General features: G+C 54.5%; 11 protein-coding genes. 3 read left to right on the top strand and 8 right to left on the bottom strand.

Features of this window, described 5'->3' with window-relative positions; genetic code table 11:
• The 4 genes from BP07_RS04855 to BP07_RS04840 are packed head-to-tail and all read right to left on the bottom strand — an operon-like array spanning position 1 to position 2,718.
• Complete coding sequence (locus BP07_RS04855; RefSeq protein WP_338045900.1) at positions 1–1,110, bottom strand: NADH-quinone oxidoreductase subunit D-related protein; 1,110 nt, start codon at positions 1,108–1,110, stop codon at positions 1–3.
• Complete coding sequence (locus tag BP07_RS04850; protein ID WP_052353259.1) at positions 1,110–1,754, bottom strand: NADH-quinone oxidoreductase subunit C; 645 nt, start codon at positions 1,752–1,754, stop codon at positions 1,110–1,112. Before BP07_RS04850 ends, BP07_RS04855 begins: the two co-directional genes overlap by 1 nt.
• Before the next feature lie 11 nt (positions 1,755–1,765).
• A complete protein-coding gene (locus BP07_RS04845; RefSeq protein ID WP_052353258.1) occupies positions 1,766–2,290 on the bottom strand; it encodes an NADH-quinone oxidoreductase subunit B in 525 nt (174 codons plus the stop codon).
• Positions 2,287–2,718: an NADH-quinone oxidoreductase subunit A gene (locus BP07_RS04840; protein ID WP_245597052.1), complete on the bottom strand. Its 432-nt coding sequence runs from the start codon at positions 2,716–2,718 to the stop codon at positions 2,287–2,289. Before BP07_RS04840 ends, BP07_RS04845 begins: the two co-directional genes overlap by 4 nt.
• 158 nt (positions 2,719–2,876) lie before the next feature.
• Between BP07_RS04840 and BP07_RS04835 the strand changes: the two genes are divergently transcribed.
• The 3 genes from BP07_RS04835 to BP07_RS04825 are packed head-to-tail and all read left to right on the top strand — an operon-like array spanning position 2,877 to position 8,109.
• Positions 2,877–6,503 (top strand): LAGLIDADG family homing endonuclease, encoded by a 3,627-nt coding sequence (locus BP07_RS04835; protein ID WP_042686457.1) that lies wholly within the window; start codon positions 2,877–2,879, stop codon positions 6,501–6,503.
• A 15-nt stretch (positions 6,504–6,518) separates the two neighbouring features.
• Complete coding sequence (locus tag BP07_RS04830) at positions 6,519–7,097, top strand: Kae1-associated kinase Bud32 (RefSeq protein ID WP_042686456.1); 579 nt, start codon at positions 6,519–6,521, stop codon at positions 7,095–7,097.
• A gap of 1 nt (position 7,098) precedes the next feature.
• The gene (locus BP07_RS04825; RefSeq protein ID WP_042686454.1) at positions 7,099–8,109 is read left to right on the top strand and encodes a methyltransferase domain-containing protein; all 1,011 of its coding nucleotides are present in this window, start codon (positions 7,099–7,101) and stop codon (positions 8,107–8,109) included.
• 20 nt (positions 8,110–8,129) lie between these two features.
• Here BP07_RS04825 and BP07_RS04820 read toward each other — a convergent pair whose 3' ends face one another.
• The 4 genes from BP07_RS04820 to argS form a co-directional block, all read right to left on the bottom strand.
• Positions 8,130–8,939 carry a metallophosphoesterase gene (locus tag BP07_RS04820; RefSeq protein ID WP_042686452.1) on the bottom strand — a complete coding sequence of 270 codons (810 nt, stop codon included), beginning with the start codon at positions 8,937–8,939 and terminating at the stop codon, positions 8,130–8,132.
• 16 nt (positions 8,940–8,955) lie between these two features.
• Positions 8,956–9,156: a hypothetical protein gene (locus BP07_RS04815; RefSeq protein WP_042686449.1), complete on the bottom strand. Its 201-nt coding sequence runs from the start codon at positions 9,154–9,156 to the stop codon at positions 8,956–8,958.
• Between the two features lie 396 nt (positions 9,157–9,552).
• A complete protein-coding gene (locus BP07_RS04810) occupies positions 9,553–10,029 on the bottom strand; it encodes an Hsp20/alpha crystallin family protein (RefSeq protein WP_042686448.1) in 477 nt (158 codons plus the stop codon).
• A gap of 79 nt (positions 10,030–10,108) precedes the next feature.
• Complete coding sequence (gene argS, locus BP07_RS04805) at positions 10,109–11,830, bottom strand: arginine--tRNA ligase (RefSeq protein WP_245597051.1); 1,722 nt, start codon at positions 11,828–11,830, stop codon at positions 10,109–10,111.
• Positions 11,831–11,864 lie beyond the last annotated feature (34 nt).

Here is an 11,864-nt window from a genome sequence, read left to right as displayed (position 1 = left end):
TCACCTGTCCACCCCGCTGATGCACGTGTCCATGCTGCCAGCAATTGCCACCACGTCGGCCACATACACACCTCTGAGTACTGGGGGCAGTGCCTGAAGGTTGGCGTATGAGGGGTCCCTGACCTTCACGCGATAGGGCTTTGGCGAGCCATCGCCCACCACGTACATCGCCATCTCGCCCCTTGGGTCCTCCACCCGGCAATAGGCCTCACCCTCTGGCTTGATGGTCTTGGGAAGCTTGGCCCTCACCTCGCCTGCGGGCATCTGGTCGAGGCACTGGTCTATTATGTGCAAGCTCTCGAAGATTTCCTCAAACCTGCAGTGCACTCTGGCAAACACGTCGCCCCTCTTGTCTGTGATGACCTTGAAGTCGAGGTCTGGGTACACGAGCGTCGGCTCTACGCGCCTGATGTCATACTCGATGCCGCTTGCCCTGAGCACTGGGCCCGTCACGCCCACCTGCTTTGCCACCTCAGGGCTCACCTTTCCAACGCCCTCCGTGCGCTCTAAGTACACCTCGTCGCTCTCCAGCGTGTCCACATTCTCGCGCATCTTCTTCTCGAACGCTGGTAGCAGCTTTCGTGCCCTGTCCACGAACCCATCGGGAAGGTCGTGCCTCACGCCACCGAACCTTCCATACGTGTGGGTGAGCCTCGCACCCGTGATCATCTCTATGAGTGTAATTATGGACTCCCTCTCCCTGACGAGAAACATGAACATGCTCATGAAACCTATGAACTCAGCGAACTCACCCATTCCAATCAGGTGGCTCTGGATACGGGAGAGCTCCTGCACGAGCACCCTGATGTACTGTGCCCTCTCTGGCGGCTCCACACCGAGCAGGCGCTCCACGCAGGAGCAGAACACCTCGTTGTTGGACAGGGAGGACAGATAGCACATCCTGTCGGTGATGGGTATGCACTGAAGATACGTGCGGTTTTCGAGTAGCTTCTCTATGCCCTTGTGGATGTATCCCATGTTGAGGTATGCATCCTGCACCACCTCCCCCTTCAGCTTGAGGTCGAGCATGAAGGGCCCTGGAAGTGAGGGGTGCTGAGGTCCTATGTGCACAATCATCTCGGAATCCTCGAGCTGCCCTGCCATTGCCATCACCTCTGTGTGTTGTATGGGTTGGGATAGCCCGGATAGTCCTTGCGCCATGGATGCTCCCGAGCGAGCTCTGCAGTGAGGAACAGAGGCCTCAGGTCGGGGTGGCCCTCGAAGTGGACGCCAAACATCTCCCATATCTCCCGCTCGTACCAGTTGGCATTCCAGAATATGTCCACCACCGACTGTATCCGCGGGTTCCGCCTCGAAATCACAGCCTTGAGAGCAAGCACGGTGGGGTCATCGTAAAAGCCGAGATGGTACACCACCCACATCGTATCTGGGTCTGCGCCCGGAAGCTTCAGGGCATCGACACAGGCCACATCGATGAGCTGCTCGAGTCCAAGCTCAGCCTTGAGCACGGAGAGAGCGTGCCGTACATTCTCTGGCTCAACGCGTGCGCTCACCCTCGTGGGATGGTCAACGGATATATCCGAGAGCACATCAGAGAGCACCTGTCTGAGCCTGTCTGCAAGGGGGTTGGTGTATGCTGGCTTTTGTGGCTTTTCTTCCTCTTTTGGTGCACCGGCCTCAGCCTTTGCCTTGGCAGCCTTTCTCTCGGCTGCCTTCCTCCTCGCCCACTCCCGAAGCTCCTCCTTCGTGAGCCCCTCTGGGGGTCTCTCCCTCCTTTCGCCTTCCTCTGCCATTTTCCATCCCCTCAGTGAATGTGCTCCCTCGAGACCCTGTCCTGCCTTTCCTTGATCTTCTTTTGAAGCTCCAGGAAGCCCTGAATCAGTGCCTCTGGGCGTGGGGGACATCCGGGAATGTACACATCGATGGGTATCAGCTTCTCGGGGGGCGCAATCATGCTGTACGACTCCCACCATGGACCTCCACTTATGGCACACTCCCCCATCGCTATTGCCCACTTGGGCTCTGGCATCTGCTCCCACAGCTTCTTTATAGCTCGATAATACTTCTTGGTCACATATCCGCTCACAATCATCACGTCTGCCTGTCTTGGAGTTGCTCTGGGTATTATGCCAAAGCGGTCGCAATCGTAGTGAGGACATCCAAAGGCTATCATCTCGATTCCACAGCACCCCATCGGCTGGGTCAAAAACCACAGGGAGTTCCTGCGAGCCCACCCCACCAGGTCTTTCACTTTGGATTTCTTCACAAAGTCCTCTATTGCCTCTTTTGTTGTGAGAACCACCTCTGGCACACACGCCTCCTTGCTCATCTTATCCACTCCAGTGCACCCTTCTTCCACGCATACACGTACCCCACGATGAGGACCAGCACAAATATCAGCAACTCAATGGCTGCAATTGTGGTAAAGCCAGGAACGGTGATCAGTGGATTGCGATACGATACAGCCCACGGGTAAAGAAACAGCACCTCCACATCGAACACCAAAAACACGATGGCATACAGGTAGTACTCGATGTTGAACCTGACCCTTGCAGTGCCATAGGGAATCCAGCCGCACTCGTATGTGCTGCACTTCGCCGCAGAGGGTCTTCTTGGGCCCACCAGCTTCACAAACACGAGGGCTCCTATCGGAACGAGAAAGCCGAATATGAGGAAAACAGCTATGGGCACATAGTTGTCCAAGATTGAGCCTGCCATGCCTGCCATGGTATCACCAGCGCCTCGATACAGGGACATGTGATTATGTATAAAAATATTGTGTTCATCACATCAAAAAAGCTTATCGTGGAGCCCCTCAATCTATAATATTTTTTCATTCAAGATATGTGTGGTTAAAAACCATCGAGCGTGAGGAAGTATTTAGTAGTTGCACAGAGGATACCTGCGAAGTGAACATGGGCGCATCCTCTGAGACCAGATGGGAAGAGTTCTTCCACGAGTACTACCAGCCAAAGATAGATGAGCTGCTGGCCCACTTTCCAGAGAAAAAGAGCCTGTATGTGGAGTTCGGAAAGCTGGAGAGCTTTGACCCCAAGCTGGCAGACGAGCTGCTGCTCCATCCTGAGTCTGTGCTGAGAGATGCAACTGCCGCACTCTCAAAGTTCGGTCACATGGGAAAGAGCCTCAAGGGAGGGCATGTGCGCATCATCGGGCTTCCAAAGAGCTCCCACTATATGATAAAGGAGCTAAGAAGCGAGCACATAGGAAGGTTGATTGCCGTTCCAGGGCTCATACGAAAGATTACAGAGGTCAGACCAAGGGTGGTAAGGGCAGTTTTCAGATGCGACAGGTGTGATGAGGAGATCCCCATCTCTCAGAACAAGCCAGAGCTCAAAGAGCCAAAAGTGTGCCCACGTGAGGACTGTGGTTCCAGAGAGTTTACGCTCCTTGCAGAAAAAAGCGAGTTTGTGGACACGCAGAAGCTTCGGGTGCAGGAGGCTCCAGAGGAGCTCGAGGGGGGAGAGCAGCCCCAGACGCTCGATGTGCTGTGCGAGGATGACCTTGCCGGCAGGGTGTACCCCGGGGACAGGGTGGTTGTGGTGGGCATTCTCAGAATCCGTCAGCGAGGTGAGCGGGAGAGAAAGTCTCCCCTGTTTGACCTGATGCTGGAGGGAAACTCCATCGAGGTGATGGAGCAGGAGTTCGAGGAGCTCGAGATACTCGACGAGGATATAAAGAAAATAAAGGAGCTTGCAAGCCACCCAGACATCAGTGGAATGATAACGCGAAGCATAGCCCCCTCCATATACGGATACGAGGATATCAAGGAGGCGATAGCCCTCCAGCTGTTCTCTGGCGTGAGCAAGCTGCTCCCAGATGGGGCGCACATCAGGGGAGACATCCACATCCTGCTGGTGGGCGATCCCGGAATTGCCAAGAGCCAGCTGCTGAGGTACGTGAAGCGGCTCGCGCCCCGTGGGATATACACCAGCGGCAAGTCTACCACCTCGGCGGGACTCACCGCCACCGCCGTGAAGGACGAGTTCGGGGATGGCAGGTGGACGCTCGAGGCTGGTGCACTCGTGATGGCGGACAAGGGCATCGCCGCAGTGGATGAGCTGGACAAGATGCGCCCTGAAGACAGAAGTGCCCTTCACGAGGCGATGGAGCAGCAGAGCTACCACCCCTCATTCGAGATAACACTTGCGGATGGCTCCAAACACAAAATAGGTGAGTTTGTAGATGGTCTTTTCGCGAAATTCCCCGAAAGAAAGGTAAAAGGCATTGACTGCGAAATTCTGAGAACCGACGATTTGGGGATAGAGATACTCACAACGGACTTCGGCAGAGTATTTAAGACAAAAGTAGATAGGGTCAGCAGGCATAAAGCACCGGACTACTTTGTGAGGATAAAGTACTCCAACGGGAGGGAAATTCTGGTTACTCCGGAACATCCCGTTTTCGTGTTCAGAGATGGAAAGATAACGACCGTTGAAGCTTCAAAGGGTGAGGTGGGTGATTTCGCTCCGGCTGTGATAAGCTGTGAGTTTGAAGGTCGCAGTGAGTTAGAGAAACACGTATCAGGTAAAAAGGAAGTTACCCTTCCAGATAGCGTCGATGAATGCTTCGCTACTTCAGGCTTCGCATCCGAGGGTTACAGCTTCGCAGGGTCATCTATGGAGGTTGGTTTGTCGAATACGAACCCGGCAGTCATACCTGAGATGAGAGAAGCCATGCAGAAGTCATTTGGAGTTGAACCAATCGACTACACAAGCGTGAACAGGACGTTGAGGCTCGTTTCAAAGCCCGTTTACGAGTTTATGCACATCAATTTCCCAGAACTCATGAGAAAAAGTAAAGGGAAGAGAATTCCGGGAAGTATTTTGTCTGCAGATGTGGACACCAGAGTGGCTTTTTTGAGAGCAGCGTTTATGGGCGATGGTGGCATTGAAAGTGAAGCTTTATGCTACAGAACCTCATCGAGGGGATTGGCAGAAGACTATCAGGATTTGCTCCTGACCCTAAGCATCCATTCGAGGATAGCAGTTGACAGTTCAACAAACTCCTACAAGGTGTATATTACGGGAGACTGTGTTGAAAGGTTTGTTGAGATTGTTCTTAAGGATAAGGGACAGAACGAGAAAGTAAAATGGCTCATCGAAAGGAACAAAAGAAACCTGAGAACGCATGACGTTTTACCGCCATACGTTGGAGAACTGATTAAGGCTTGTCTGAAAAAGCTCGGAATGAAGTATGACGGATACTTCCACGAGCACTTGATTGGCAACTACGGCGTAAACAGGATTGTTGTAGGGAGGTATATAGAGGCAATTGAAAGGCGGATTGGGGAAATTGAACGCATAGATGCACAATCTCTTAAAGAGTTGCGAGAAAAGCTGGGCTACTCCCAGCAGAGAGCAGCAGAGCTGATAGGTGTCACGAGGAGCACAATTGATTACGCTGAGAGAGGAGGTTATTCTGAAGAGGAAAGAAAGACCTTACTTCAGAAGTTGAGAACTGAAATCAAACAGGTAATTTCCGAGGTCAGAGAAAGCTTGGAGAAAATCAAAGCGATGGAGAAGTTCAGGTGGCTGAGAATAAAAGAAGTCGAGATCGTTCCCAACGAAGGTGAATACAGAACTGATTGGGTGTACGATGTTACCGTGGAGCCGACACACACGTTCATAAGCCACGGGCTGATATTGCACAACACTGTTAGCGTGGCAAAGGCAGGAATACTCGCCACCCTCAAGTCGAGGTGTGCCCTGCTGGGGGCAGCCAACCCCAAGCTTGGAAGGTTCGACGAGTTCGTGCCCATCCCAGAGCAGATCAACATGGCACCTGCCCTGCTCTCCAGGTTCGACCTCATCTTCGTGATGAAGGACAGGCCACAAAGGGAGCGCGACGAGCGCATCTCGAGGCACATCCTCGGCACCCACTATGCTGGAGAGCTCATAGAGAGGAAGAAGAATGTGGCAGATAGCACCATTCCCCAAGAGGAGCTGGAAAGGGCGCTACAAAAGATAAAGCCAGACATCGAGCCAGAGCTGCTTCGCAAGTACATTGCCTATGCGAGAAGGGAGGTGTTCCCCGTGATGGAGCGCGAAGCTATGGAGGAACTCGAGAACTTCTACGTGGGACTCAGGGCAGAAGGTATTGACGAGAACACCCCAGTACCCGTCACCGCAAGACAGCTCGAGGCACTCGTGAGGCTCGCAGAGGCATCGGCGCGCATGAGGCTCTCTCACAGGGTGACCCGGGAAGATGCGAGGCGCACGATACAAATCGTCTCGGCATCCCTCAATCAGGTGGCCCGTGATCCAGAGACTGGAAAGCTGGATGCCGATATCCTGACGGTGGGAAAGAGCAAGACCCAGAGGGACAAGATAAAGATTCTGCTCGACATCATCAAGGAGCTGCAGTCCCAGAACAAGGAGGGTGCCCCAGAGGATGAGGTGCTGCAGCGAGCATCCGAGCAGGGTATTGAAGAGGGGAGGGCAAGGGAGCTACTGGACAAGCTGCGCATAGAGGGCGAGGTTTACCGACCTCATCTTGGCTTCTACAGGCTGGTGTACCGATGAGCAAGAGGTGTACCGATGAGCGAGATAATTGGAAGGGGAGCCGAGGCCATAATAATCCGAAAGGGGGACAGGGTAATCAAGCACAGGCTCAGCAAAGGATACCGCATCCCACAGCTCGACGAGCGAATAAGAAGGGAGCGCACTCGACTCGAGGCAAAGCTCACCAGCATGGCACGAAGGTGCGGCGTGCCCACGCCAATCGTGTACGATGTGGACGAGTTCGACCTCGTCCTCGAGTACATCGAGGGTATCTCGCTCAAGCAATGCCTCAATGAGGCGCTCTCGATGAGAGCTGGAAAGATGGCTGCCACTCTGCACAAAGGAGGAATCGTGCACTACGACCTTACTACCTCCAACATGCTGCTCGACCGCCACGATAGGCTCTATCTGATAGACTTCGGGCTCGCGGCATTCGACAGCAGCATAGAGGGGTTCGGGGTGGACGTGCACCTATATCTGCAAAGCGTGAGGGCAACGCATGCCGACGAGGCGCTGACATCGGCATTTCTCAAAGGATACAGGAGTGCGAGCCCCCTGTTCGATGAGGTGATGGACAGGGTGAAGGAGATAGAGAGACGGGCAAGGTACCTCTGATATGGCGAGAAAAAAGTTCTCATTGCCGATGGAGCACGATGCCGATGGGATGAGGTTTGCCACCCCAGAGAGGGTGGCAGCCTACCGTGCAAGAAGGCTTTCGTGCGCAACGCTTCTCGAGATAGGGTGTGGCATTGGAGGGCAGACCATCGCCTTTGCCCGCACGTGCGAGAGGGTGATGGCGGTGGACATAGACCCCGTGAAGGTGGAGTGTGCCAAAAGAAACTGCAGAAGGGCGGGCGTTGAGAACGTGGAGTTCTTCGTGGCGGATGGCGCCTCAGAAGAGTTCGCCTCCACAATCGAGGAGGTGGACTACGTGTTCTGCGACCCCACAAGAGCCCCTGCCGAGCCCACGAGAACACTGGAAAGCCTCAACCCCAGCCCAACAAGGCTGCTCTCTCTATACAAGGGGGTGTGCAGGGGTCTTGCCATCGAGGCTCCGCCCCAGCTTGCGCCCGATAGAGTTCCCCTAAGGTGCGAGAGGGAGTATCTCAGCTTAGATGGCACACTCAACAGGCTAACGCTGTACTTTGGAGAGCTGATGGAATGTGAGAGGTCGTGCGTGAGCCTTTCCGACCATGAAAGCAGGCTGTGCTCAGGTGGGGAGGGCAAGGTGGAGATAGTGGATGCCGTGAGCCCCCTCTGCTTTGAGCCAGACCCTGCCCTCATAAAGGCGGGGCTGCTGAGAAGGCTCGCCCACGTGCTCAAAGAGACGCTAAGGATACTTGTGTGGGACGAAAAGCGGTGTCTTCTCACATCAGAGCACATGCTCCACTCACCCTTTCTCGTTCACTCCTTTCTGGTCGTGGCACATCTGAAGGGAGGTGATGCCATAAAGAGGGCAAACGAGCTTCTGAAAGAGAGGGCAAAGCGAGTGCTCATTCGGGGCTCCCTTTCTCCAAGAGAGTACTGGGGGGTGAGGGGTGCCCTCGAGAGGGGCATCCATGGGAATGAGGTGTTCCATGCATTTTTGAGAGATGACGAGGTGCTGCTGCTAAAGCTGATTGCATGAGCATGAGTTAGCCATCACCCTCATCCGATATGCACCACCGTGCGCTTTTCGTCCTCGAGCACGAGCACCGCCGCCCTTCCATCTGGGGAGCCCTCTGGGCAGGAGAACACCGTGGTGAGAAGTCCGTCCCATCGAGGCTCGTAGCCACCAGCCACTGGCTCGTGTGCCCTGATGAGCCAGCATAGCGAGTTCGCCTCTAAAAACTCCTCGAGGGCGGTCCTCGAAAACAACCAGAACCCTGCCCTGAACACGTTTGGAGCAAACGTGCCCTCAAAGTCGTATGGGTCATTCCACAGCAGCTGCTGCACCTCATCTGGTGGCTCGAGCATGCCCTTTGGATGTGTGTTGAGGGCTCTTATGTGCACGATGTCTTTGGAAATCCCACCATGCATCAGGATGCCCTCTCCATTGAGCACGAGGCAGTAGGGCAGCTGGGCAAAGCACTGATTGAAGAGGTGCCAAACGTGCTCAGGGTATGCACCGAGCACCGCTCGAAAGAAGTGGTACCTGTAGTTCAGATAGGGGAGCTCGTGGTTTCCCCTCAGGAGTATCACACGATGGGGGCACTCTATGAGCAGCCTCAGCACGAAGTCCACTGCCTCTATCTGGGCGCTCCCCCTATCCACGTAATCGCCGAGGAACACCACCAGCTCGAAATTGTGCTCCTCCAGCAGCCACTCCAGATGCTTTAAGGTAGTGGGGCTTCCATGAACATCCCCCACAATAAGCACATGGTGGGCACTTCTTTCCACCAAGTTGGGCATTCTGCTCAGAATGCGGGTGGCGCTCTCTATCAGCTCAACCTGCTCATCAAGAGTTGGCAGAGACATAATCCCAGGGTGGAGGCTACACTGCCTCTTTCTTGCGAATTGTGTATATCATCACTGCGAGCCCAATTGCGAGGACAACACTCATGACGAACCACGCAAAGGCAACGCCAGAAAACAGCTCCGAAATGTCCAGCAGGAGCACTGTAATCAGCAGGAGTGAGAGTCCAATGTAGGCAATCGCAAGCCCCACGAGGGGGGCAACTATTCTAATGTTCAACGCTGGTGACCCACCTCCCATATCAACACACAGAGGAAACATCAGAGGAAAAATGTATTTAAGACTATGGAGGAACATGTTCTCATGCTTTTGCTCGAATGCTGCCCATGAGGGAGTGCTATACGACATACCCACATTGATGCTCTCCAGCCTCTATTATTCATCTACTTGAAATCCTTTTTCTCTTTCACATCCTTTCCATAACAGTGAGTTCCAAAACTCCATCATATCTATGCAAAGTTTTAAAAGATGTATGTGCTTTTATCCAGTCCCAGAAGCTCCTGCTTTTTATGTCTTCCTCATACACCATTTAAGGTAGGATGCTGCCAAGAGCACAACTCGGGCACAAATGTTGGGGCATCCACCGTTCCCCGTGCTGAAACAAAAATGGGAGGATTACTTCACTTCTATCCTGCTCATCCTTTCTGCAGCCACCTTGGGCAGCCTCACCTCGAGCACACCATTCTTAAACGTGGCTTCTGCCCTGTCGGCATCCACATCCACGGGCAGCGGGATGGACCGATGGTATCCCCTGTACGTGCGCTCCCTGTAGAGGTAGTTCCCCTCCTTCTTCTCCACCTCTTCCTCACGCTTGGCCTTGACCCTGAGCACGTTGTCCACCATGGTGAGCTCGATGTTCTCCTTCTTCACACCAGGCAGCTCCACGCTGACCACGAACTCGTCCTCCCTCTCGACCACGTCCATGTGGGGCTCTCTCATCTCAGAGGACTCAGCCACTGGGGCTCTTGACCACCTCTCAGCAGGCTCACCCATGCGCATTTTTGGAAGCCAGCTTCTCTCAAGCTCGCTCATGAGCTGGGCGAAATCCTCCTGCAGCCTTCTGAATTCTCTGAACGGTGACCACCTCTCCATCTCATCACCTCCTCAAGGTTAACAACCTACTGTTTACAACATCGTGTTTACTAAAATATAAAGTTTTCGCTAAAGCACCCTACATCTCCTCCAAGGGCGCAATACCCAGTGTCTCGAGGCACGCAGCCAGCCCATAACGGGCAGCCCTCACGAGGGTGAGCCTTGGCGCCCTGAGGTTGGATGGGGCACCCAGAACAGGGCACTGTCTGTAAAACTGGTTGAACGCCTCGGCAAGCTCGCGGGCATACTGGGCAAGATAGTGGGGCCTGAGTTCGCTCACACACTGCTCGAGCACGTGGGTGAATTGCCCAATACGCTTTATGAGTTCCTGCTCTGAGGGTTCCACCAAGAGAGAGAGCTCGCCATTCTCGGTCTGCTCTCCCGCCCGCCTGAGGATGCTGCACGCCCTCGCGTGGGCATACTGTATGAAGGGGGCTCCCAGCTTCTCAAAGTCCAGCGCACTCTTCCAGTCGAACACCATGTCCTTTTCAGGAGACACCTTCACCACATCATATCTGACTGCCCCGATGCCCACCGCCTCGGCTATTGTGCGCCTCTCACTCTCCTCCATGTCCCCCCTTCGGGCATCCACCTCCCTTCGGGCATGCTCCACCACCCTATCCAGCAGCTCGTCCGCGGATATGAACTTGCCCATCCGAGTGCTCATCGAGCCCTCTGGAAGGGACACAAACTCGAACACCACTATCTCTGGCTTTTTCTCCCCCAGCATCTCGAGCACCGCCTTGAGCTGGGTGGACACCAGCTTGTGATCGGCACCCAGCACGTCTATCATCCTATCGCACCGCCTCGCCTTCCATATGTGGTATGCGATGTCTCTCGTGGTATACAGGGAGGTGCCATCCCTCCGCCTTATCACGAGGGGTTTGTCGATGCCCATGTGGGTGAGGTCCACCATCAGCGCCCCATCCTCCACATACGTGTGCGCACTGCGCTCCAGCCTGCGAACCACCTCGTCGACTGCCCCCGAGTCCACACACTGGGACTCATGCACATACGTATCGATGTGGATGTTCATTCGCGCAAGGCTCTGGCGGATGCCAGAAACTGCGAGCTCCACAGCCCTCTCAAACCTCTCTCTGACCTCGGGGTCGTTCTGCTCGTTTCTTATCATCAGCTCGGTTATTTCGCTCTCGAGCGAGGGGTCGCTGGCGAGCAGCCTGTTGGCCTCGACATACACATCGGCAACCGCATGGTCTGGCTTTTTGGTATCATCGAGGGAGAGCCGTGTAAGAGCCCATGCCACGATGGCCATCTGCCGTCCCATGTCGTTCACATAGTACATCGTGCTCACATCATAGCCCAGCCTTCTGTGGATGCGGGCGAGGGTATCGCCTATGATGGAGTTACGGATGTGCCCCACATGAAGCGGCCCATTGGGGTTGGCCGATGTGTGCTCTATTATCACCCTTCCTTCCCTAAGACCCTTACCATAATGCTCCCGCTCCTTTAGCACCTTTTCGAGCACGGCGGTGCAGTACTGCATGGAGAGGTGGATGTTGATATAGGGACCCGTGGCCTCGACACGCTCCACATATGGGCTGCCCTCAAGTCTCTCCCCAACGTGTGAGAGCAGCATTTTGGCCGCCTCTGCAGGACTTACCCCAAGTGGCCTGGACAGCCTGAACGCCAGCGAGCTGGAGATGTCTGCATATCTCGATGGGCCAAGCCCCATGAGCACCTCATCCGCTGATATCGGCTCCTTGCCAATAAGCCCACATGCCGCATCGTATAGCCATCCTGCAATCTCTTTTCTCACCGTCAGGTACATGCCACTCGCCATGGCAGCCTATGGAGGGTGCACTTAAAAAGCCTTG

The organism is Methermicoccus shengliensis DSM 18856 (assembly GCF_000711905.1).
GTDB classification, from domain to species: domain Archaea; phylum Halobacteriota; class Methanosarcinia; order DSM-18856; family Methermicoccaceae; genus Methermicoccus; species Methermicoccus shengliensis.
The sequence above is the reverse complement of the archived record's forward strand: the minus strand, read 5'-3'. Positions and strand labels throughout refer to the sequence as shown.

Coding starts and splice junctions, on each gene's coding strand:
- BP07_RS04855 (WP_338045900.1), bottom strand. CDS start 1,110: ATGGCAATGGCAGGGCAGCTCGAGGATTCCGAGATGATTGTGCACATA.
- BP07_RS04850 (WP_052353259.1), bottom strand. CDS start 1,754: ATGGCAGAGGAAGGCGAAAGGAGGGAGAGACCCCCAGAGGGGCTCACG.
- BP07_RS04845 (WP_052353258.1), bottom strand. CDS start 2,290: ATGAGCAAGGAGGCGTGTGTGCCAGAGGTGGTTCTCACAACAAAAGAG.
- BP07_RS04840 (WP_245597052.1), bottom strand. CDS start 2,718: ATGTCCCTGTATCGAGGCGCTGGTGATACCATGGCAGGCATGGCAGGC.
- BP07_RS04835 (WP_042686457.1), top strand. CDS start 2,877: ATGGGCGCATCCTCTGAGACCAGATGGGAAGAGTTCTTCCACGAGTAC.
- BP07_RS04830 (WP_042686456.1), top strand. CDS start 6,519: ATGAGCGAGATAATTGGAAGGGGAGCCGAGGCCATAATAATCCGAAAG.
- BP07_RS04825 (WP_042686454.1), top strand. CDS start 7,099: ATGGCGAGAAAAAAGTTCTCATTGCCGATGGAGCACGATGCCGATGGG.
- BP07_RS04820 (WP_042686452.1), bottom strand. CDS start 8,939: ATGTCTCTGCCAACTCTTGATGAGCAGGTTGAGCTGATAGAGAGCGCC.
- BP07_RS04810 (WP_042686448.1), bottom strand. CDS start 10,029: ATGGAGAGGTGGTCACCGTTCAGAGAATTCAGAAGGCTGCAGGAGGAT.
- argS (WP_245597051.1), bottom strand. CDS start 11,830: ATGGCGAGTGGCATGTACCTGACGGTGAGAAAAGAGATTGCAGGATGG.